Raw genomic sequence first — 21,874 nt, forward strand, 5'->3', positions numbered from 1 at the left:
CGCGCCTACCATTTTTCTTGCATAAAACTGGTTTTTTGTTAACCTAGCCACCTTCCATTTTTAGTCTTTTTGAGGTGTTTATGGCGTTTTTATCTCGGTCGATATTGGCGTTATCTATAGCACTTTCAAGTCTGCATCTTTCTGCCCAAGCTCAGTGTGAAGTTGAATTAGGTCATGGTTTAATCATCACCGACGATATTATTCGTATTGTTGATAAAGGCCAAACACGCGTCCAAATTAATAATGATAATCAATTGTTTATCCGTGGTTATTGGATTGACTTAAGTAATGAGGAAAGTTTGGTTTTAGCCCAGTTTAGTGCCGGTATTCGCGATACCGTGCCTGAGTTAGTTGAGCTGGCTACTGATGGTGTTAATCTGGGTTTAAGTGCGATTGAGCAGGTTGTTGAAGGTATGTCTGATAAAGAACCTGAAGTACTAAAAACACAACTGCAGTACGTAGAGCGTGCATTAATGGATAAATTTAAACGCGGTGATGACTTCTTTTTTATCGCGCCGCAATCATTATCTAAAATTGATGATTTTTTTACCGAAGAGATCAGTAAAAAAATTCACTCAGCGGTACATGGCTCATTAGGTGCAATTTTGGTTTCACTTGGTGATGCGTTTAAGTCACGTGAAGGTAATATTGAAGATCGAATCAACGACATGGGTTTACGTATGGATATTATTTCGAAAGAAATTGATAAGTCACTCCAGAAAAAAGCGCACCAACTTGACTTAAAGGCCTCTGAATATTGTGAATGCTTAAACTCGTTAGATGTAACAGAATCGCGTTTGCAAATGATTGTACCAAGCTTAGCTGATTTTGATTTAGTGCAAATAAAATCCTAAGCACGGGATGCTAAATAGCTAAAAAAAAGCCCGCTTTTATTTTGCGGGCTTTTTTATGGGAAGTAAATAAGTGCTTATGATCTAAACTTACCGGCTTCAGCTTCAAGGTTGCTGGTGAGGCCTTTAATTAAATCAGTTGCTGCGTGCGCTTGATGCGATACATCAGCTGTTTTTGATGCCGTATCAGATATTGTCACGATACGCCTAGCGGTGTCTTCTCCTGCGTCAAGCTGCTCTTTAGCTGCTGTGGCGATTTGGTGGCTCATTTGTGCAATGGCACTAAGGGATGATGCAACGCGTTGTAGTTCTTCACTGGCATTTTTAGACTTCGCAACCGTTTGTTCGCTAGTCGCAATACTCAGGTTTACAGATGTTTTAGCGTCTTGCGTAGCCGTTTGTAGTTTGCCAATCATATTACGAATTTCTTCGGTGCTGGTTTGCGTGCGTTGTGCGAGTTGGCGAACTTCATCGGCCACAACGGCAAAACCACGGCCTTGCTCACCGGCTCGGGCCGCCTCAATTGCAGCATTAAGTGCAAGTAGGTTAGTTTGTTCGGCAATACTTTGAATGACACTCAGTACATTGGCAATGTTGTTAACTTCGTCATCAAGTGTTTGGATATTATTACCAGCGCTGTCAATTTGCTTTTCAAGAAGTACAATTGTTTCCGCCGCTTCGGTTGTTAAATCGTTGGCTTTTTGCCCTTGATTTTCAGCTTCTTGAACAGAGTAGGCTGCTTGTTCTGCATGCTCAACAACAGTTTGCGCAGAGGCCGTAAGCTCAGTGATAGCTGATGCGACCATATGCGTTTCTTCATTTAGGCTCAGTGTTAGTTTATCAAGTTCAGTTGAGCGTGACTCGTTATCAAAGCTTTGACTTTTAAGGCTATCAGTGACGTCTTTAATACTGCCTACTACACCACGTAAACCTTGCTGCATATATTGCATGGCTGCAATAATGCTCTCAGGTGGCGCGTCTGTACGAATATGTGAGTTTAAATTGCCACGAGACACTTGTTTTACTATATCTATAACTTCAGTGACCTCGCCGCCAAGTGCATTGCTCAAAGCAATACCAAAGCGAGCAATTGCAATAGTTAAAACAATTGCAATAACAAGGGATAAGCCTAGTAACCACTTTGCGGTATTCCAATAACGCTCGTCGACTTCTTTAGCACTAATGCCAGTACCTACATACCAACCAAAGTAGGGTGTTTTCTGTACTACTGAGGTCAAATCAACTGTTTCGCCATCACGGACTGAATCCCAGTGGTAAGTAATAATTTTATTCGTTTGACGACCAACTAATTGCTCAACCATACGACCAATACTTTTACCGCTGGCATCTTTAAAATCATTAAAGCTCGTACCATGCAGTTGGGGATCGTGAGGAGTGGCAATAAAGTCAAGCTCGTCATTTACCACGTAAACATATTCAGAATCATGGTATTTGTTTTCACGAAGCATGTTAGTTGCAAATTCGCGGGCTTGTTCTTGGGTTAATTGTCCATTTTGAGCGAGTAACTCAAATTGTGCGACAATATTGCTGGTACTTTTCATGAGCTGATTTATACGCGCAATATTATCGGTTTCGCTAGCGTGGCGCAGCGACTGTAAGCCAAGTAATGCAATAGCATTAAGTGCTATAAACATCGCCCCAGCAAATAGGATAGTTTTTGTTCTTAATGCTAAACCTGACAGCACATTGAGCCCCTTATTTATATTATGACCCTAAATTTCTACCATGTTTATCGACCCGTTGTCAGATTTAATTAATGATTATTAGGGAGTTTTACGTGATTTTTACTCAAGTTAAAAAACTTGCTGAATTAAAGATTAACCTCTTCAGACGTTAATTGTCGATACTCACCACTTTTTAAAGAGTGCTCTAGTTCAATACCGTCTATTTTCTCTCTATGTAACTCAACAACTTTATTGCCTACGGCTGCAAGCATTCGTTTAACTTGATGGTATTTACCTTCGCTAATTGATAAGCGTAAGCTAAAAGTAGCAAGTTGCTCTGCAATGGCTGGCCTTGTGATTTCTTTTTCGTTATGTAGTTGTATACCTTGACGAAGTTGTTCTAGTGCATCTTCAGTTATTGGCTCTATGGTTTCAATTAGGTAAGTTTTAAACTTATTGTGTTTTGGTGAGGTAATTCTATGAGACCAATCGCCATCGTTGGTGATCAAGACTAATCCTGTTGTATCGATATCAAGGCGACCTGCAACATGAAAATCACTCATGTTAGGTTCATCAAATAAATCAAATACGGTGGGATGCATGTCATCTTTGTTGGCACATATATAACCCACCGGTTTATTTAGCATGAAATAGCGCTTACCCAAAAATACAAGAGGCTTGCCTTGCCAGGTTACTTCATCTGTTGCTTTGATTGATAGATCAGGTGCGGTCGCGAGTTCTCCATTAACTAATGCAAATTTGCTTTTAAGCCCGGCTTTGACTTTTGTACGTGGGATCTCAGCAAGGTGGCTAATGAATTTATCTAAGCGGCAAGGGAATTTCATTGGGTTCACATTTTTAGTCGGCTACAATGGCGGCGATTATAGCCGATAGTGATATACCATGACAGTATCAAGCGGACAAATATTACAGTATTACAATACACAAATCACCATGGGTGAACTTGAGCTTGATACTGCGCAGTTAAAGGCTGTAACGGCACTTGATGAGTTAGCAAACGCTTTACAGACACCCCTAAAATGGTGGCAGCCACCGCTTGTTGTAAAGGGGGTTTATTTGCATGGGCCTGTCGGGCGAGGCAAATCGATGTTGATGGATGTATTTTATACTCGCGTGATGATTTCACAAAAAACGCGTCTACACTTCCATCATTTTATCGCGCAAGTACATCAGCGTTTAGCGCAATTACAAGGAATTAAAAACCCGTTAGATCAAATAGCCAAGGAGTGGTCAGCCAATCTTAAATTAATATGTTTTGATGAGTTTTTTGTTTCTGACATTGGCGACGCGATGATCATGGCTGGGTTATTTAAAGCATTATTTGCAAGACAAGTCGTGCTTGTTGCAACTTCTAACTGTCAACCAGAACAGCTTTATTACAATGGCCTGCAAAGGGCGCGGTTTTTACCTACGATAGAATTAATTAAGCGGCATTGTCATATTATAGATGTAGCGGGAGAGGTCGATCACCGTTTTAGATTTGGCCAATTAGCGACGCATTACTTTGTTGGGGCTTTAGAGCGTACATTAATCTCGCACTTTAAAAGCTCTGAAAACCATATAAGGCAAGGCTCAAATATTAGCGTCTGTGGTCGTAATATGACGTACTTAGTGCGCAGTGAAAATGCCATTATGTTCGACTTTATGGCGCTTTGCTCAGGAGCTCGTAGCACCGCAGATTATATTTATTTAGCGCAACATTTTACGCGTATTTATATTGCAAACGTGCCAGTTATGGGAGCAAGTGCGACAAATAAACAAATAGTGCATGGTATTGAAGATAGCTATCAACGTGAGAAACAAGATTTACAAGAGCATACACTCGATGACGAAGCGAGACGCTTTATTGCGTTAGTGGATGAGTTTTATGATCGCGGTAAGCTATTGGTGATTGGTGCCGATGTTGCTATTGCACAGCTCTATCAAGGTAAAAAATTGGCTTTTGAATATGCACGAACTGTATCTCGATTGGTTGAGATGCAAAGTTGGCCACTTATAAATTAAAAAAGGCAGGCTTTTTCAAGCCATGCCTTTGGTAACAACCTAGTAGGAATATAATCTAGCTCAATTTAAATCGAGCTAGGTATAAATTTATAAAGCTAATTATATTTTTAATATATTTAGCTATCCATCGATAGTCACAATGCTAGACATTCACTTCCACTAAAAAGGATGAGAATTATTTTATTATCTAAGGCTGTGACTGTTAGTACGCTCACTACTTTGGACGGGCAGAACAAAGATTTAGTTAACGTTTTAACGAATAGATTTGTACAGGCAATGTTTTATGCAATTGCGGACAAAAACTCAATAAAGAATGGCTCGTTTATTTCCCTATTTTATATCTATTTTATATCTATTCATTAAAAAACAAATGGTTACCTGTTTATTTTTTGGTGGCTCTTAAAACACGTTTATTTAATTTGTTGAGTAACTTTGCTTTTTGTCACTATAAAAGGGTATCCTTTCTGGTATCTAAATTGGAGGTGTTAATAGCCGTTTATGAATATGAATCAGCCGTTTCTGTTAGGACCTTGTCGAGTTTTACCCTCTGAGAATAAATTAGGTTGTGCAAATGTTGAAGTGGTCTTACAACCAAAGTTCATAGAGCTATTGTGTTTTTTAGTTTCTCGCTACCCAGAAGCCGTTACTCGTGAAGAGTTAATTGAAAATGTATGGAATGGTAATAGCTATGTAGGTGAAAAAGCACTTACGAATGCTATTTGGCACCTGAGAAAAGCATTTAAAGAGCTTGACCCCGATACTATTTATATTGAAACACTTCGTAAAACAGGGTACCGAATTACGCTAACGCCATGCTCTTTAACCCAAAATGAATTAGTAGCAATACCCACTAAAAAAAGTATATTTTCTCGTTTTTCATCAATGCAAGTTATATGTGCTGTTATTACAGTTATTGTGTTTGTTACTAGCCCCTTTTATTTCCTACATGATAACTCTAGCAAAACTCGCAATTACAAAACACGCTTAACAGATCATATTGAAACACTAACTACAAGCCCAGGGCGAGAGCTGTTTCCGGGGGTATCAAACGACAACCATTTATTAGTGTACTCATGGGGAGAGCCGGGTGAACTTGCCAACCTTTATTTACAGGATTTATTTTCTCCCGAGCAAGCTGCTATTGCTTTAACAAATAGCGATGGTATTGAAGGGCGTGCCGTTTTTAGTCCTGATCAGCAACGTATTTATTATTATCGGCGTTCAGATGGTGGTAAATGTGACATTATTGAACAAACACTTAGTGGTGCAGCTACAAAGTTGCTCGGTAGCTGCGCTGTAAATTTTACGACAGATTTAGATATTAGCGCTCAAGGTGATAAGTTGGTCTACATCAGCGAGCGAACAGTTGACGGGACGCTCAGTTCAGAGCTCAATATTATTAACTTATCATCAGATAAAGCCGTTAGCCAAGTACCGTGCAAACAAGCGTGTAATATTCAGGATGAATCAGTGGCTTTTTCTCCAGATGGTACGAAATTGGTTGTTTCACGCAATTTACCCGATGGCCACGAAGAATTATTTTTAATCGATATTAGTAGCGGTGATACACAACAACTCACATCAGGCTTTTTGGATCTTCGAGGGGTAGATTGGCATCCCCAAAAGAGTCAGCTGGTATTCTCTGCGGTAGAACATGGGCAGCGCCAAGGCTACTTTTATCATTTAGATACAAATATTATTCAGGATTCAAAGGTTACAGGGCTAAGTTACCCTGAATATGCAGACGATGGGACTTTATATTTTCATCAATGGCATACAGATTCAACGCTTATGCGGGTTGAGTTGGGGGACAATGTTGCCAGCTCTCCATTTCCAGTGCTATCCACTGATTTTAATATGCGTTATGCAGATTTTAATGAATTAAAAAATAAGTTTACGTTTATCTCTAATGAATCTAATGAAAGTGAATTATGGATAGCGGATCAAGATGGTACAAATCGACGGCAGTTAACTGATTTTAAGTCGGGTATTTTTAATCCTATTTGGTCACCTGATGGACGTTACATTGCTTTTACATTATTCATAAAAGGCAAAAATCAGCTTTATATATATGATTTTGAAAAACAAGTAAGTGAGCAGTTAAAGACCGGTTTTAAGTACCATGCAAAAGTGTCATGGGGGAAAGACAGTCAAACTGTTTTAGTGTCGGATAGTAAATATGTGCATCGTTTTAACCTTAATGGTAAAAACTTAGGCAAAATGATTGAGCAGCCTGCTTATTATGCTTATGAAACGCAGCAAGGTGATTTAATTTTTGCTAAGCCGAGCGCTAAACAGCTTTGGGTTAAGTATGCAGATTCAGGTAGGGAAGAAGTGCTAGTGCCAAATATAAACTTGTCGAATGATTTGGCATGGCATTATGTTAAAGCGGATGAAACAAGCCTTGCGCGGATTTATTATTTTAATGTAGATCGGGCTGATTACCGTTTGAGTTATTACGATTTAGCAAACCAAAGCCATCATGATGTTATGCGCTTACCCGAGCGGGCATTTAGCCGAGCATCAGGGCTGACTTATATAGCTCAATCTGGTTGGTTAGTTTACAGCGCTTATAAATCACCACAAATAGATATAAAGCGCATTAAAGCTCAGTATTTACCTTGAGCTATATCGATTCAAAAGTACCGCTAAGTGCATTTGCGGTAGATATCGTCAGACATGTCATGAACATTGACGCTTAAACTATCTGATTCTCGGCAATAGGTTTTTAGGCATGCTAGTAAGTGTTCACTCAATTGTTGTTTTTGCGCTACGGTACGACCTTGCATAATATGCGCCCCAACATGGATAAAGCCTTCTTTACCGTCTCCTAATTGATAATGGGTATAGGCGATTGCCCGCGTCTTTATTGAGTCGAGTTCGAATAGATTACTTTCAAACGCGGCTTGGTGAATTTTTTCGACCAACACCTGTGGTAAAATGGGTAAATCTTCAGAGTGTTCAATAACAATGTGTGGCATTACTGGTTCCTTTAAATGATCGTTGAGCTTATCTTAGCAGAATACAAATGCATAAAGACACACAAGCTAGCTGGTGGGCAATATCATTGTAAATTTGTTTTATAGTTACAAATACGTTTAGTGTTAGTATTGAAAAATAGTTGAAATGAAATAAATACCCAAACTACCTCAAGAAGCTGAATTCAGCGTTTCACAGGGGCTTAATATCAAGGCGTTACTTTGCAACAATGGCAGTCCCTTTTAAGAAGTAACAACGATGAGAGTTAGTGCCTGTGAAACGCCCTACGGGTTGGTTTAAAAGCGATTTATACTGCGTTACTTTTATAAGGGATTGATTTTAATAATAGAGCCACTATTACTTGCAATCAATGCCTTGCCTAAATTGCTTTTAACTCCAACTGAAACTGGCATCTTGAGGTGGTTTGGGTATAAAAACCCTACTCTTTGAATTACGTTAAGGAACAGTATGAAATACTTAAAAATGGGTTGCTTACTGGCTGTTATTTTTACAGTGTCGGGGTGTTCTGATGATGCCGCGTCGGTCAGTTTAGGCTTATTTACCACGAAAGACATTAAAGTTAATTCGCAACAGGATCCTCTTGTTAAAGGTGTTACTTGTCATATCAGCCATATTGAGGCTAATTTAGATTTTGCAGATCCTTCCGATATGTCTATTGCATGTCGTCAGACGGGACCAATCACCGCCGACCAATTACAAGCAATAGATCGTAGTAAATCAGGTGAGGTGGTTTTTAAGTCATCAAAGAGTATTTTATTTAAATCATTAAAAGTCCGCCGTGTTTATGATGCACAGACGCGTACTTTGATGTACTTATCATACTCAACAAAAGAGTCGACAGGCAGTCACCATCACGCATTATCTACTGTGCCGCTGTATAACACACAAGCGTGGACGTGGGCACAAGCGCAACAATAACTAAAAGAGCAGATTATGTTAGCCTTATTTAAAGCAAAACCATTATTAGATGAGCAAGAACAGCAGTGGCTGATCGATACTTTTGTATGGGCAATTGAAAATTTCGACAGTGATTATTTTATAAATAATACAGATATAGTATTGCCAAACCATCAGTTCTTTCCCGATGCGGTATCAAGCATTGAGGAAATGGCGAGTAACGTTTTTGAGCGTGTAACGAATTATGCGGGAATGCACGTTTGGCCGATTCAATTGGTGGGGCCTGCGCAATTACAACCTCAAGTATTTCCTCATTTTGAGCTTTCTAACTCGCTTAGAGGTGCACAAAGTAAATTAATGGTGACGCCTGCGCACCGTGTTAATGTGTCATTTAATCCAAATCAAATTAACCAGCCACAAGATTTAGTAGCAAGCTTTGCCGGTACTTTAGCGACTATCATGATCCATCATGTTGGTGTGTTACCACCTGGGGGAAAGGAGTTTTTACCTCAGGCCAGTGATGCACTTGCGTGCTTTTTAGGCTTTGGTGTCATGATGAGTAATACGGTGTATCAATTTAAGGGCGGATGTGGATCATGTTACAACCCCTATGCTAATAGACAAGCGGCCTTGAGTGAATCGCAAACGTTATTTATGCATGCACTTATTTGCCACTTTAAAGGCCATCAAGAGTCTAAAAAATATCTAAAATCGCATTTACGTGGTCAATTTAAAAAAGCGCAAAAAGAAATTAAAGCATTGGTAAATGACACTGCTAATCCACTGTTACTCGCGCTTGATGAGAAAAAGGCAGGGTAATTAACGTGGCTTATCTTGATGAATTTTTACTAATTGCATTGGCACATTTTTTTGCGGTAGCAAGCCCGGGTCCTGATTTTGCGATTGTGCTCAAGCAGAGTATTCAGCAAGGGCGGCGAAATGCTTTGTGGACTAGTTTTGGGGTTGGTTTAGCAATATTATTACACGTTACTTATTGCTTGTTAGGGGTTGCTGTTTTACTCGCGCAATCACCGACTATTTTTATGGCATTAAAATATTTAGCCGGGGCTTATTTGGCTTATATTGGTGTGCAAGCACTAAGAAGTGCCAAACCGGCCACAGCAGAGCAGGATAATTTAGTACCATCTGCCTCAACAGAATCTGACTGGGTTGCGTTTCGCCGTGGCTTTTTAACAAATGCATTAAATCCAAAAGCAACGCTATTTTTTATGTCGTTATTTACTTTGGTGATCAGTCAATCAACACCGTTAATTGTTCAAGCTGGTTATGGCCTTTATATGGCTTTAGCAACGTGGGTATGGTTTTCGTTTTTATCCTTGGTGTTATCAAAGCAAAGTGTACGAGGTTTCTTTCAAAAAAGTGGCCATTGGTTCGACCGTGGTATTGGTGTGATTCTTATCGCGTTAGCAATAAGAATCGTGGTGTAAAAATCATCAACTAATACGCCAATACAAGAGCAGGTAAATATGACTATATATAATTTTTCTTTTGGTTCCAATATGTCTTCTAACCGTTTACTCGCGCGTTTACCTAATGCTAAGCGTGTTGGTACGGCGATCCTACATGGCTATGAACTGACTTTTAATATGGTGAGTCTTGATGGGTCAGGCAAAGGTAATGTTCGTCCAAGCAATGACCAAAATACGCAAGTATATGGTGTTGTTTATCAACTTAACCATGATGAAAAGAGCATTTTAGATGACATTGAAGGCCCGCGTTACGATTGTGTGGATGTTCAAGTAACGCTGCTTGATGGGCAAGTTCTCAATGCTCATTGTTATATTGCAAATACTACTAATGAGGACATATTACCTTATGACTGGTATATGCAGCACGTTCATCGCGGGGCGCTTGAAGCTTGTGTGCCAAATGAGTACAGTGAAGCCATAAAATCACGACAAACATGTCGAGATAGTAATAGTGAACGTGCTGCAATTGAGTTTGCAGTGCATCAACAATAATAAAAATTAAACTAGGACTGTTATGAAACTAACTAAATTAGCCATTGCCGCCACGTTATTTACAGGGTGTGCATTTAATAGCTACGCTGATATTGATACGAACAATATTAACCAAGTAATCGAAAACTCGATGGCACGTTTTGATGTGCCTGGCATGGCTGTGGCGATAGTTGAAAACGATAACGTGGTGTTTGCCAAAGGCTTTGGTGTAAGCCATTTGGAAACTGGCAACAAGGTAAATAAAGACACGTTATTTGGTATCGCATCAAATACCAAAGCATTTACGGCTGCGGCATTAGCTAAATTAGTTGATGAAGAGAAGCTAAGCTGGGACGATAAAGTGATTGATCACTTACCTGAGTTTCGTCTTTATGATGCATATGTAACCCGTGAAATGACCATTCGAGATTTACTTAGCCACCGTAGTGGTTTAGGTCTTGGCCAAGGCGATTTAATGATTTGGCCAGATACGAATAAATCAATTGAAGAAATTTTTGCCGGTTTAAAGTATTTAAAACCCGCCAGCAGCTTTCGCAGTAAATATGCTTACAACAACTTAATGTTTGTTACTGCTGGTGAGGTGGTTGCTCGAGTGTCAGGTATGAGCTGGAACGATTACATCGAAAAAAATATTCTACAGCCACTTAAAATGGGTAACTCACGTGCGGGGTTTTCGCGTATCCCAAGTAACAATAAAAACTGGGCAACGGGGCACATCCCAATGGATGGCAAGTTACATCCTTTCTTTGTTAACTACTTAGAGGACTTTCGTGGAGCTGGCGCAATAGCATCAAGCGTGAGTGATATGAGCCAGTGGTTACGTACTCAACTTGCTGGTGGCACAATGCCTAATGGCGAACAATTATTTAGTGATAAACAACAAACACAAATGTGGCACCCGCATATTACCTCTGTTGCCTCTAAATCGGCTTATGAAGCGTATCATCAACAGTTTAGAGGATACGGCTTAGGTTGGAGTATTGAGGACTATCACGGTGTTAAAAAGCTTGCACACGGTGGCGGGATTTTAGGCATGGTATCGCAAGTGACATTAGTACCAGAGAAAAACCTCGGTATTGTCATTTTAAGCAACCAGCAAGCATTCGGTGCGTTATCGGCAATTACTCATGAGGTGCTCGAAGATGCACTTGGTCTTGAAGATAAAGACTGGGTTGAAGAGCTCGCTAAAAAGCACTTTGAAGGCAAGCAAAAAGCGTACGCAAATGCTAAGCCAGAAGCGCCTGCTGACTACCAGCCACAACTACCTAATATTAGCTACACAGGTACATTGAAAGACGATTGGTATGGTGATGTTATTATTGAAGAGTTAGACGGTAAACTGCGTATTGACTTTACTCACACCAAGCGTTTAAAAGGCCAGCTAGAGCACTACACAGGCAACACATTTATTGTTAAATGGGATGAAAAACTACTTGAGGCTGATGCGTTTATTACGTTTGATATGACGACTAAAAATCGTGTTGAAAGTGCCAAAATGAAAGCTGTTTCAACGGCTGTTACAGATTTTAGTTTTGACTTTAGAAACTTAACACTAAAAGCAAAAAAATAATTAGTTAGAATTTTTATTTTAGAATAGTAAACCAAAGTCGCAAAGCCACCAATCGGTGGCTTTGTTATAGTTGCCACTTGCTGATACAGATGGAGCTTTTATGCGTACCGCGATTATTTCACATCCTTTTTGCCGCAAACATAAAATGATTGAAGATCACCCTGAATGCCCTGAGCGTTTAGATGCGATATCAGATCGCTTATTAGCCAGCGGGTTGGATATTGCAGTACAGCAAAAACAGGCCCCAAAAGCACTTAGAGCGCATTATTTGTTAGCACATGATGAAGCACTGGTAAAACAAGTTGAAAGCACTATTCCAGTTCAAGGGCTTGCATCACTTGATGGTGACACTTGGTTATGTCCAGAATCACTTATGGCGATTGAGCGCGCAGTAGGGGCTGGCATATTGGCGGTAGATGAAATATTAGCAGATAAGCTCGATGCTGCTTTTTGCTCAGTACGTCCGCCAGGGCATCATGCGAATAGAACCACCTCAGCTGGTTTTTGTGTGTTTAATAATTTAGCCATTGGCGTTAAATACGCACAAAGCAAAGGCGTAAAGCGCATTGCGATAGTCGATTTTGATGTGCATCATGGAAATGGTACACAGGATATTTTTATTGATGATGACAATGTATTATTTTGCTCGTTATTTCAGTATCCGTTTTACCCTAATACGGCAATAGAAAATAACGCAACACTCATCAATTCGCCTTTACCGATTGCCAGTGATGGCAATGATTTAAAAGCGCTGTATAACCAACAGTGGCTGCCTAAATTAACGCAGTTTAAGCCTGAACTTATTTTTATTAGCGCCGGTTTTGATGCTCATCTTGAAGATGATATGGCAAGCTTAAAATTTGTTGAAGATGACTACGCATGGCTGACTGATCAATTGGCAAAGTTAAGCAAAGAGCTTGGTTGTAAAGGAATTATCTCTTATTTAGAAGGAGGGTATTCACTTTCAGCACTTGGGCGCAGTGCAATTGCTCATGTAAAAGCGTTAGTTGATAGCGAGTAAATCAAACGCTTGTTGTGGGCTTAATTGTTGAATTTTACTCAAGCAACATTGCCCTTCATTTGCTAAATAATGCTTTACATATACACCTAACTCATCGGCACTTAATGGCTGGCATGCTTTTCCTAAAAGTGTGTGGTAGGTACCACTTTCCTCTAGCACTCTCACATTTTTTTGTTCATGCTCGCTGATCCCATATAAAAAGCAATCTACGTCACTTTGCTGATGCGCAATTTCTATTTCCTCATTATAAATGATGATTTTTGGGTATGACATGCTGGTTTATTGTCCTAAATCAAATGGTTGGTAATAAGCTTTATTATACTTTTCGGTTCGTGCCAAACAAGGAAGCTATGATGCCAAAAAGTAGCCGTTACCAAAAAGTATGTGATGTGTTTACAAATAAGGTTATTTCGTGTGTTAAGCACACGCATCTTATCGAAGCTGTGAGGTTAATGCGAGCACATAATGTCAGTGCTATTTTTGTTCAAGAGCATCGCTCTATTTGTGGAATATGGACAGAAGCTGATTGTATGAAGCTTGATTTTAATAATCCACAAATAAAAAGCGTGGAAATAGCATCAGTAATGTCGAGCCCCGTTATTAGTATTTCGAGCCAGCGATTGCTTAGCGATGCCGCTTTAGTTTTTCATCAATACAGTGTACGACACCTTTTAGTGACAGATGAAAGCGCTCTACCATGTGGCGTGATTAGCATCACGGATATTGTCCGCAATCAAGGTTTGGATCACTATTTACAATTTCGCCCTGTGAATGAGCAATACAGTAAAAATATATCAATAGTGCCTGCAAATATGGGGGTGAGTGAAGCTGTAAAGCTAATGTATGAGCGCAACGAAAAAGTTATTTTGGTATTCAATAAGCAGCAAAACGAACATGGCATTATTACCCAGCGTGATTTACTGCATTTAATTATTGAGCATGAAAGTAAGCATTTTTGTTGGGATTTTGCGAGTTGGCCACTTTATCAAATTAGCCCAAAAAATAGTTTGTTTGATGCTTATAGATTAATGTCAGATAACAATGTGCGTCATTTAGTGGTGACTGACACTCAAGAAATTAAAGGGGTTTTATCGCTTGAGCACTTAATTAATGAAATCGAAAGTGCATATTGTAGCGAACTTGAAAAAGTACTCGCACAACGAGACATCGCTCTACAGCATTCACAGCGTAACCTATATCTTGCTAATAAAATAATCGACGCTTCGCTTGATGGCATAATGATCACTCAACAAGATGGCGTAATCATTCAAGTTAATCCGGCCTTTACGACGTTAACAGGTTACCAAGAATATGAGGTAATAGGTAAACAGCCAAAAATCCTCAGTTCAGGTAAGCACGGTAAAAGTTTTTATATAAAAATGTGGCAATCTATTGCGGATAAAGGTGTTTGGCAAGGGGAGATATGTAACCGTAAAAAAAACGGTGATTTATATACTGAATGGCTCAGCATTATTCAAATAAGAGAGCCAAATTGCAGTGAGGTTGTGTATGCGGCAATTTTTAGTGATATTACAGAGCGAAAAAATGCAGAGGAGAAGATAGTTCAACTCGCTTACTTTGATGAGCTAACGGGTTTACCCAATAGACGCTTATTTAATGATAGGTTAAGCATGGCATTGGCAGCTGCACATAGAAATAACGACATGCTTGCCGTAATGTTTATTGATTTGGATCGTTTTAAAGAAATTAACGACAGCTTAGGGCACAGCGCCGGTGATGAATTATTAAAAATGGTGGCTAAACGTTTACAAGCATTGCTATGTGAAGGGGATACGCTAGCACGATTAGGAGGCGATGAATTTGTGGTGTTATGCGAGGTTGATAATATCGCATCGGTGATTAGTTTGGCTGATCAGATACTTAACCATTTGAATATCCCTTTTCAGCTGGAAGGATTGGAGGTGGGCGCAACCGCTTCAATTGGCGCAGCAATTTATCCGGAGGATGGACTCGATAGTGAGACCCTTTTAAAACATGCAGACATCGCAATGTATCGCTCTAAAGAAATAGGGCGTAACTCTTTTCAGCTGTTTAAGTCATCAATGAATGCGCGTTCTTTAGAGCGTTTAGCCATGATGAGTCGTTTTCAGCATGCGCTAGAGAATGATGAATTTGAGTTATACTTTCAACCTAAGCAATGTTTAAAAACACAAACAATAAAAGGCGTTGAAGCATTACTTCGTTGGTATGATCCTACATTAGGGATGATTTCTCCCGCACAATTTATCCCATTAGCGGAAGAGTTAGGCTTAATTGTAAAACTTGATTTGTGGGTGCTAAATAATGCCGGCATGCAACTGGCATTGTGGCAGCAAAAAGGTATAAAAGCAGGGCGGCTTGCAGTCAACGTTTCTGCGTGTCATTTGAGCCAAGGCAAGTTATCAAAAAGTGTTGAGCAGATGCTAAAGCGTTATAATTTGTCTGGGGACTGTCTTGAAATAGAGTTAACTGAAAGTAGTTTTATAAGTTCCTTTAGTCAGGCGAAAAAACAATTGCAGCAGCTAAAAAAAATGGACGTGCACATTGCGCTTGATGATTTTGGTACAGGGTATTCGGCACTGAGTTACTTAACTAAACTTCCAATAGATACCTTAAAAATCGATGCCAGTTTTATTGCCAAAATACCTGATGCGTATGGCAACAGTGAAGTCGTGGCTGCTATTATAGCGATGGCTACGAGCTTAAATCTATGCGTTGTAGCGGAAGGAGTAGAAAAGCAAACGCAGTATAATTATTTGCAAAGTTTAGGTTGTGATGTAATACAAGGTTATTATTATTGCCGCCCCTTAGCACAGCGGCAATGGTTTGAGTTTTATGCCCAGCTTACCCCAGCGTAACATCGTAAGAGGTGAATTTACGGATGTTTATTACGCCTGTATCAAAGATTAAATACTGCCCTTTGATGCCATTTAAAATACCACTGACAACGGGCTCTTTATCGAAATTAAAGGAGCTAATCTTGGTTGGGTACTCTGTAACAGGGAATTGTAAATCAACAACGTCCTCATTGAGTTGCTCAATGGCTGTTGCGCCAAATAGCTCAGCCAGTTCATTGAGTTTATCTGCAATTTGCGGAATAAGCTCAGCGGCGGCTGCTTTTAAGTCGAGTACATCATTTTGCCCTTTGAGCATGTTGCGCCAATTTGTTTTATCAGCAATAAACTGTGCTAACGCGACTTCGACTAAACCAGATTGTAAGCGTGTTTGCACTTTAAAAATAGGCAGTGCTTGGGTTGCCCCTTGATCAATCCAGCGGGTTGGAATTTGCGTGTGGCGGGTTATGCCGACTTTTAAACCCGATGTATTCGCGAGGTAAACATAGTGTGGGATCATGCAGTTTTCTTCCCCCCACTGCGGCTCACGACAGGTGCCTTGATCAAAATGACAGGTTTCAGGTTTCATAATGCACATATCGCAGCTAGCAAGCTTGCGCATACACACGAAACAGTGTCCTTGAGAGTAACTTTTTTTAGTTTTTTTACCACAACTCGAACATAAAATTGAACCGTTAAAAGTCAGTGTTAATTGTTTGCCAATATAAGCATTGAGATCAACTAACTCATCACCAATTGGCAGATGATATTGGATCGGCTGAGTTAGCGATGATTTTAATTTTTTAATTGTGCCTTGCATCTTTACGCCCCTAAAGATGTGAAAAAGGGGATTTTAACATGTAATTGCACTGACTGATTATTTAATGTGAATGACAAGGGCGTGTTGATCTTTGTGGATTGAAATTTGTTCAATCCAGGGCCGATTTAATCGCGGCGCGAGGTTTGGAATCGAGTGGGCTCGATAACTGCTCCTGCGTTATTCTACTGGCTCACATCCATGTGAGAATAAGTAAAAACCGAGTAACAAAGAGTTAATCGCCCCTAGGAAGAACCCTTTGGGCAGCGCATGTTTGGCATTTATACTGCGTTATCGCCTATTTATGGGGAACAACCACACAGCATAGGCGCTGCCTTGCCTAAATACCAAATAGACTGCTGCAAAATTAATCACGAAAGGTCAACATGCCCTAAGCCACTGCAAATAATCTGTGATGGGTATGGCTTTGGAATAATAGTAACCTTGGGTATTATTAGCACCCATTTCAATTAGTAATTGATGGGTTCCTTTATCTTCAACGCCTTCTACCGTAACACTTAGCCCTAGATTGTGCGCCATATCAATTGCGGTTTTGACAATCACTTGATGGGATTGATTCGTTGTGAGATCCAATACAAATGATTTATCAATTTTTAAGTTTGAAAAGGTGTAATTAACTAAATAATTTAGTGAAGAGTATCCAGTACCAAAATCATCAAGGATGACGTGAACACCGAGCTTTTGTAGCTGCTCCATAAAACTTTTCATTTGTTGTTGATTCTCAACGAGTGCCGTTTCGGTTAACTCAAATTTAAGCTGTTTAGCAGGTATGTTATACGTTAATAAAGCGTTTTCAATTTTTTCGGCGAGTTTATTAATACTTAAGTTTTTAGCGCTTAAGTTTACACTAACAGTGTGCTCATTAAAGCCATGCTTATTTAGTTCTACAATATCCTGACACGCTTGTTCTATCACCCATAAAGTAAGCTCATTAATAAGTCCGGTTCGTTCAGCTAATAAAATGAGTTCTTCTATATTAATATGTTGATGCTCAGGCGTTGGCCAGCGCAGCAGTACCTCACTACCAATAACTTGATTGGTACGCACGTTTATTTGTGGTTGATGGTACATTGCTAATTGATTGCTTTTAATTGCTTGTTGTAGCTTTGCAGCAAGCCCTATATCCATCGTGATGTGTGTATTTTGTTGTGAGTTGCTGATATTGCTGGTGCTATTTTTAGCTTGTTTTAAAGTCAGGTAGCCGCGTTGTAAACTAGCTTCAAAATTGCCGTTCGTTTTTGAAAAACTGATCCCTACAGCGTATTTAAGTTGTAAATTTAATCCTTGAACCTCATATTGCTTTGGTAAGTTTTTTACGGTTTTATTTAAACAAAGAGAGAGGCTTTCTCCACTTTGTGTTTTTGTTGAGATACACGCAAATATACCCGTGCCAAGATCGACAATTTTAGAGCTGCTATCTAAATTAAAATCTAGGTTAATAAACTGACGCTCATTACTTAACTGAAGCTCGAGTGCTTTTGCAACGTGGATAATTAGCCCGTTCGCTTGAGATGGGCTTAAAATGGTATTAAGAGAATTAAAATAGCGCAGTTTAATTAAACAGATCGTGTTTGGTCGTTGTTCTTGCTCAAGGTTCATATAAGCTTGCTTTAACATTGCACTATTAAGTAGTTTTGTTTGTTGAGTATGGGTTGCATGATACAGCGCTCGCTCACGTTGATAGCGGACACGATCTGCTAACGCCATTGCCATGAGTATTACTTCACATAAAATAGCCGCTAAAAAAGCATGGCGCGTTGCAAAGCTATAGGGCAATACACCTGTTAACTCTAATGGTTGGATTGCTGCACCAATAATTAGTGGGATCCAAGAAATAACATAAAATTTAGCCCAACGAAAACCACTGCGTAGCTTTTTATAAATCAAAATAATACATACGATATACAGTAAGACTAAAATACCAAAGAACACAGGGGCTGCAATGCTTTCAATAATAAAAAAGCAGCTTACAGCTAAAATAGCCATCAAGCCCAGCAGGAGTAAACTTAGCTTATAACGCCAGCATTGCTCTTTGTGGTAGCGTAAAAACATGGTACAAAATGAAAGTGTGAAAAAAGCAATGGCGTAGTTGCTAACAACAATATATTTGTGAAAAAACAACTGCCAAGAAAGTGGCCATAAATAAAAGCCAAAACCTAGTACGGCACCCATTAAGATTATTGCGCTAATAATGTAACCAATATAGACAAGGTAAACGCGATCACGAATACCAAAAAATAAAACAAGGTTGTACAGTGCCGCCATAATCAAAACACCAACAAAAATTCCCCATATCGCAGTTTGTGAGCGAGTTAACTCCTGAAACTCTGCTTCACCATATAAATTTACGGGGGTTTTACTTATTCCCGTCGTATCAATTTTTAAAACTAGCTTTTGCTTGCTTTGCGCCGGTAGTGATAGGCGAATATGGGGTACGCTGTATTGAAGTAAACTCAGTCCAAGCTCGGTATCACCTAATGTAGTTTGGTGAATAATATTATTGTGTTTATCTAAATGGTAAACGTTTAGCTGATCAACCATGGGGTTATCAAAGTGAGCAACAATTTTCTCTTTGCTGGTACTACGATTATCTAACTCGATAATTAACCAGTAATTACGGCTTTCGAAGTTCCAATCGATCTCATTAAAAGGTTTATAAATCATCGCATCAGGCTGAGTTATTACTTGCTCTAAAGAATGTTTTTTAGTGGGATCAATGAAGTAAGCATATTTTAAATAAATGGCAGTGGTTTTATCTATTGTGTATTTAGTGGGAGTTGCTAGATGGGATGCGTAATTACCTATAACAAAAAGTAGCACGAACAATATAAAAATGGCAATAAAGTGATAGCTAAGAGAATGATGTTTCAATTGTTCGGTTCTTAGAAGGTTTTTGTATTTTTAGTGTAGCATTAAAAAAAGCGCAGTAAACCGCGCTTTTTTTTTAAACAAACTGGTTAGACCTATTTTAGATCTCCCTAGCTTTGAGTTTCGCGGGCAATTGCACGATAAGCAATGTCAGTACGATATTCCATGCCTTCCCAGCTGATTTCATCAATCAGTTGATATGCACGTTGTTGTGCTTGTGTAACTGTATTTCCAAGTGCCGTTGCACACAGCACACGGCCACCGGCAGTCACTACGTTGTCACCGTCTTGTTTAGTCCCAGCATGAAATACTTTTTCATCAGCAGGGTAGCTAACTTTAAGACCATTGATTACATCACCTTTCGGGTAGTTATCAGGGTAACCTTTGGCAGCAAGAACAACACCTACAGCAGCGCGAGGGTCAAACTCAATGGTGGTCTTATCAAGCTCAACACGGTTCGCAGCTTCAATCAACTCAACGAGATCTGATTGTAAACGTAACATCATTGGTTGTGTTTCAGGGTCACCAAAGCGACAGTTATACTCGATAACTTTAGGCGTACCAGAGCTGTCGATCATCAATCCTGCATATAAAAAGCCAGTGTACGGATGGCCTTCGCTTGCCATTCCTTCTACCGTTGGAGTGATCACTTCGTTCATAATGCGCTGGTGGATTTCGTCAGTAACGACAGGTGCAGGTGAATATGCACCCATACCGCCGGTATTAGGACCAGCATCGCCATTGTAAGCACGTTTATGATCTTGGCTGGTAGCAAACGGTAATACGTTTTTGCCATCAACCATAACAATAAATGACGCTTCTTCGCCGTCTAAGAACTCTTCAATCACTACGCGACTGCCAGCCTCGCCAAAAGCATTCCCCGCAAGCATGTCGCGGATTGCATCTTCAGCTTCAACTTCAGTCATGGCAACAATTACGCCCTTACCTGCAGCAAGGCCGTCAGCTTTAATTACAATTGGCGCGCCTTTTTCTCTTAAGTATGCAAGAGCAGGGTCTATTTGTTCGAAGGTTTGATAATCACCCGTTGGGATCTTGTGACGTGCTAAAAAGTCTTTTGTGAATGATTTAGAGCCTTCAAGCTGTGCAGCGCCTGCCGTTGGGCCAAAAATAGCTAAGCCGTGCTCTCTAAATTTATCAACAACACCCAGTACTAGAGGAATTTCAGGGCCAACAATCGTAAGCTCAACGTTATTTTGTTGTGCAAAGGCGAGTAGGCCATCTAAATCTTCTACTTTAATAGCTACATTCTCAAGCTTTGGCTCAAGAGCAGTACCAGCGTTACCAGGGGCAACAAATACAGTGTTTACTTTGGTGTTTTGAGCAGCCTTAAACGCAAGTGCGTGTTCGCGGCCGCCGCTGCCAATGACTAATACATTCATGGCGAATATCCTATTTAAAGCGGTTTTTTAAATTTCAGCGTCATGCGGTCACTTTCACCAATGGCTTTATACTTGGCGGCATCTTGCTCGCCTAGACGTAAGCTTGGTGGTAGTGTCCATACACCTTTAGGGTGATCAGCTGTATCAAGAGGGTTTGCATTAATATCACTGTCTGCTACCAGTTCAAAACCGGCTTTTTTAGCGATTTCAATAACATAACTTTGCTTCATATAACCTGATGATTTTTGCATTTCATCAGCGCGGTCTTCAGGTAAGCGGTGTTCAACTACGCCTAATGTACCACCTGGTTTTAGAGCTTTATAGAAAGATTGAAATGCACTTACTGCGCCGTCTTTATCTTTACCCATATACCAGTTATGAACATTACGAAAAGTTAATACCATATCGGCACTATCTGCTGGGGCAATGTCTAAGTGAGTAGTAGGGGCAAACTCAGTGATTTTTACTTTACTGAATCGCTCATCTTCGGCTACTTTCTTTTTAAAGCCCGCGAGTGAACGTTGGTAGTAACCAACCGATGAATCAGCAGGGAAATGTGCAGCGTAATAGGTACCTTGCTCTTTCAGTGCTGGCGCTAAAATTTCACTGTACCAGCCGCCGCCAGGTGCAATCTCAACGACTGTCATTGTTGGTTTGAAACCAAAAAACTCCAGTGTTTCTACAGGATGGCGATATTGATCACGCTCAGAGCTGCGCTCACTTGATTTAACAGCATGACTTAATGCTGATTCACTGGCATGGTTATGAGCCAAGGCCATTGTTGAGCTGATCGTAAGGGTGGCAACAAGTAGCGTTTTTAGTGCAAGTTTCATCGTCTGTTCCTTCATATTATAATTTTATAGAGGTTATAGAATAGGCAGAATACGTGAATTTGGTGCAAAC

18 protein-coding genes are annotated in these 21,874 nt (G+C 39.9%); 10 read left to right on the plus strand and 8 right to left on the minus strand.

The window, feature by feature from the left end:
- The first annotated feature begins 80 nt into the window (after nt 1-80).
- The gene (locus ADS77_RS19425) at nt 81-854 is read left to right on the plus strand and encodes a YggN family protein (protein ID WP_054455901.1); all 774 of its coding nucleotides are present in this window, start codon (nt 81-83) and stop codon (nt 852-854) included.
- 74 nt (nt 855-928) lie between these two features.
- Here the strand turns inward: ADS77_RS19425 and ADS77_RS19430 are convergent, their stop codons facing one another.
- Both ADS77_RS19430 and rsuA read right to left on the minus strand, forming a co-directional pair.
- A complete protein-coding gene (locus tag ADS77_RS19430; protein WP_170174179.1) occupies nt 929-2,557 on the minus strand; it encodes a methyl-accepting chemotaxis protein in 1,629 nt (542 codons plus the stop codon).
- A gap of 125 nt (nt 2,558-2,682) precedes the next feature.
- The gene (rsuA, locus tag ADS77_RS19435) at nt 2,683-3,381 is read right to left on the minus strand and encodes a 16S rRNA pseudouridine(516) synthase RsuA (RefSeq protein ID WP_054203035.1); all 699 of its coding nucleotides are present in this window, start codon (nt 3,379-3,381) and stop codon (nt 2,683-2,685) included.
- Nucleotides 3,382-3,439: 58 nt separating this feature from the next.
- Between rsuA and zapE the strand changes: the two genes are divergently transcribed.
- Nucleotides 3,440-4,561 carry a cell division protein ZapE gene (gene zapE, locus ADS77_RS19440; RefSeq protein WP_054455902.1) on the plus strand — a complete coding sequence of 374 codons (1,122 nt, stop codon included), beginning with the start codon at nt 3,440-3,442 and terminating at the stop codon, nt 4,559-4,561.
- A gap of 504 nt (nt 4,562-5,065) precedes the next feature.
- Nucleotides 5,066-7,186, plus strand: coding sequence for a winged helix-turn-helix domain-containing protein (locus ADS77_RS19445; protein WP_316244667.1), 2,121 nt, complete (start codon nt 5,066-5,068; stop codon nt 7,184-7,186).
- 23 nt (nt 7,187-7,209) lie between these two features.
- Here ADS77_RS19445 and ADS77_RS19450 read toward each other — a convergent pair whose 3' ends face one another.
- Nucleotides 7,210-7,542, minus strand: coding sequence for a 5-carboxymethyl-2-hydroxymuconate Delta-isomerase (locus ADS77_RS19450; protein WP_054203038.1), 333 nt, complete (start codon nt 7,540-7,542; stop codon nt 7,210-7,212).
- A gap of 466 nt (nt 7,543-8,008) precedes the next feature.
- Here ADS77_RS19450 and ADS77_RS19455 point away from each other — a divergent pair, with 466 nt between their 5' ends.
- From ADS77_RS19455 to ADS77_RS19480, 6 genes are all read left to right on the plus strand, one after another.
- A complete protein-coding gene (locus ADS77_RS19455) occupies nt 8,009-8,479 on the plus strand; it encodes a CreA family protein (protein WP_054203039.1) in 471 nt (156 codons plus the stop codon).
- A gap of 15 nt (nt 8,480-8,494) precedes the next feature.
- Entirely contained in the window at nt 8,495-9,277 is a 783-nt protein-coding gene (locus ADS77_RS19460; protein WP_054203040.1) for a hypothetical protein, read from the plus strand.
- 5 nt (nt 9,278-9,282) lie between these two features.
- Nucleotides 9,283-9,906: a LysE family translocator gene (locus ADS77_RS19465; protein ID WP_054203041.1), complete on the plus strand. Its 624-nt coding sequence runs from the start codon at nt 9,283-9,285 to the stop codon at nt 9,904-9,906.
- A 39-nt stretch (nt 9,907-9,945) separates the two neighbouring features.
- Nucleotides 9,946-10,440 (plus strand): gamma-glutamylcyclotransferase family protein, encoded by a 495-nt coding sequence (locus ADS77_RS19470; protein ID WP_054455903.1) that lies wholly within the window; start codon nt 9,946-9,948, stop codon nt 10,438-10,440.
- A gap of 22 nt (nt 10,441-10,462) precedes the next feature.
- On the plus strand, nt 10,463-12,010 hold the full coding sequence (locus ADS77_RS19475) for a serine hydrolase (protein ID WP_054455905.1): 1,548 nt from the start codon (nt 10,463-10,465) through the stop codon (nt 12,008-12,010).
- A gap of 100 nt (nt 12,011-12,110) precedes the next feature.
- Entirely contained in the window at nt 12,111-13,031 is a 921-nt protein-coding gene (locus ADS77_RS19480) for a histone deacetylase family protein (protein ID WP_054455907.1), read from the plus strand.
- Here the strand turns inward: ADS77_RS19480 and ADS77_RS19485 are convergent.
- A complete protein-coding gene (locus ADS77_RS19485; protein WP_054203045.1) occupies nt 13,014-13,304 on the minus strand; it encodes a DUF4144 family protein in 291 nt (96 codons plus the stop codon). The genes ADS77_RS19480 and ADS77_RS19485 overlap by 18 nt on opposite strands.
- 80 nt (nt 13,305-13,384) lie before the next feature.
- Between ADS77_RS19485 and ADS77_RS19490 the strand changes: the two genes are divergently transcribed.
- Nucleotides 13,385-15,889 carry an EAL domain-containing protein gene (locus tag ADS77_RS19490; RefSeq protein ID WP_054455909.1) on the plus strand — a complete coding sequence of 835 codons (2,505 nt, stop codon included), beginning with the start codon at nt 13,385-13,387 and terminating at the stop codon, nt 15,887-15,889.
- Here ADS77_RS19490 and ADS77_RS19495 read toward each other — a convergent pair.
- The 4 genes from ADS77_RS19495 to ADS77_RS19510 all read right to left on the minus strand — a co-directional run bounded on the left by ADS77_RS19495 (nt 15,876) and on the right by ADS77_RS19510 (nt 21,804).
- Nucleotides 15,876-16,685, minus strand: a complete 810-nt coding sequence (locus tag ADS77_RS19495) for a DUF2797 domain-containing protein (RefSeq protein ID WP_054203047.1) — start codon at nt 16,683-16,685, stop codon at nt 15,876-15,878. The genes ADS77_RS19490 and ADS77_RS19495 overlap by 14 nt on opposite strands.
- Nucleotides 16,686-17,063: 378 nt before the next feature.
- Nucleotides 17,064-19,574, minus strand: a complete 2,511-nt coding sequence (locus ADS77_RS19500) for an EAL domain-containing protein (RefSeq protein ID WP_054455911.1) — start codon at nt 19,572-19,574, stop codon at nt 17,064-17,066.
- Nucleotides 19,575-19,681: 107 nt separating this feature from the next.
- Nucleotides 19,682-20,971, minus strand: a complete 1,290-nt coding sequence (gene purD, locus ADS77_RS19505; RefSeq protein WP_054203049.1) for a phosphoribosylamine--glycine ligase — start codon at nt 20,969-20,971, stop codon at nt 19,682-19,684.
- A gap of 14 nt (nt 20,972-20,985) precedes the next feature.
- Nucleotides 20,986-21,804 carry a class I SAM-dependent methyltransferase gene (locus ADS77_RS19510; protein ID WP_054203050.1) on the minus strand — a complete coding sequence of 273 codons (819 nt, stop codon included), beginning with the start codon at nt 21,802-21,804 and terminating at the stop codon, nt 20,986-20,988.
- Nucleotides 21,805-21,874: the final 70 nt, after the last annotated feature.

This window comes from Pseudoalteromonas porphyrae (assembly GCF_001298125.1).
GTDB lineage: Bacteria > Pseudomonadota > Gammaproteobacteria > Enterobacterales > Alteromonadaceae > Pseudoalteromonas > Pseudoalteromonas neustonica.

Coding starts and splice junctions, on each gene's coding strand:
- ADS77_RS19425 (WP_054455901.1), top strand. CDS start 81: ATGGCGTTTTTATCTCGGTCGATATTGGCGTTATCTATAGCACTTTCA.
- rsuA (WP_054203035.1), bottom strand. CDS start 3,381: ATGAAATTCCCTTGCCGCTTAGATAAATTCATTAGCCACCTTGCTGAG.
- zapE (WP_054455902.1), top strand. CDS start 3,440: ATGACAGTATCAAGCGGACAAATATTACAGTATTACAATACACAAATC.
- ADS77_RS19445 (WP_316244667.1), top strand. CDS start 5,066: ATGAATCAGCCGTTTCTGTTAGGACCTTGTCGAGTTTTACCCTCTGAG.
- ADS77_RS19450 (WP_054203038.1), bottom strand. CDS start 7,542: ATGCCACACATTGTTATTGAACACTCTGAAGATTTACCCATTTTACCA.
- ADS77_RS19455 (WP_054203039.1), top strand. CDS start 8,009: ATGAAATACTTAAAAATGGGTTGCTTACTGGCTGTTATTTTTACAGTG.
- ADS77_RS19460 (WP_054203040.1), top strand. CDS start 8,495: ATGTTAGCCTTATTTAAAGCAAAACCATTATTAGATGAGCAAGAACAG.
- ADS77_RS19470 (WP_054455903.1), top strand. CDS start 9,946: ATGACTATATATAATTTTTCTTTTGGTTCCAATATGTCTTCTAACCGT.
- ADS77_RS19475 (WP_054455905.1), top strand. CDS start 10,463: ATGAAACTAACTAAATTAGCCATTGCCGCCACGTTATTTACAGGGTGT.
- ADS77_RS19480 (WP_054455907.1), top strand. CDS start 12,111: ATGCGTACCGCGATTATTTCACATCCTTTTTGCCGCAAACATAAAATG.
- ADS77_RS19485 (WP_054203045.1), bottom strand. CDS start 13,304: ATGTCATACCCAAAAATCATCATTTATAATGAGGAAATAGAAATTGCG.
- ADS77_RS19490 (WP_054455909.1), top strand. CDS start 13,385: ATGCCAAAAAGTAGCCGTTACCAAAAAGTATGTGATGTGTTTACAAAT.
- ADS77_RS19495 (WP_054203047.1), bottom strand. CDS start 16,685: ATGCAAGGCACAATTAAAAAATTAAAATCATCGCTAACTCAGCCGATC.
- purD (WP_054203049.1), bottom strand. CDS start 20,971: ATGAATGTATTAGTCATTGGCAGCGGCGGCCGCGAACACGCACTTGCG.
- ADS77_RS19510 (WP_054203050.1), bottom strand. CDS start 21,804: ATGAAACTTGCACTAAAAACGCTACTTGTTGCCACCCTTACGATCAGC.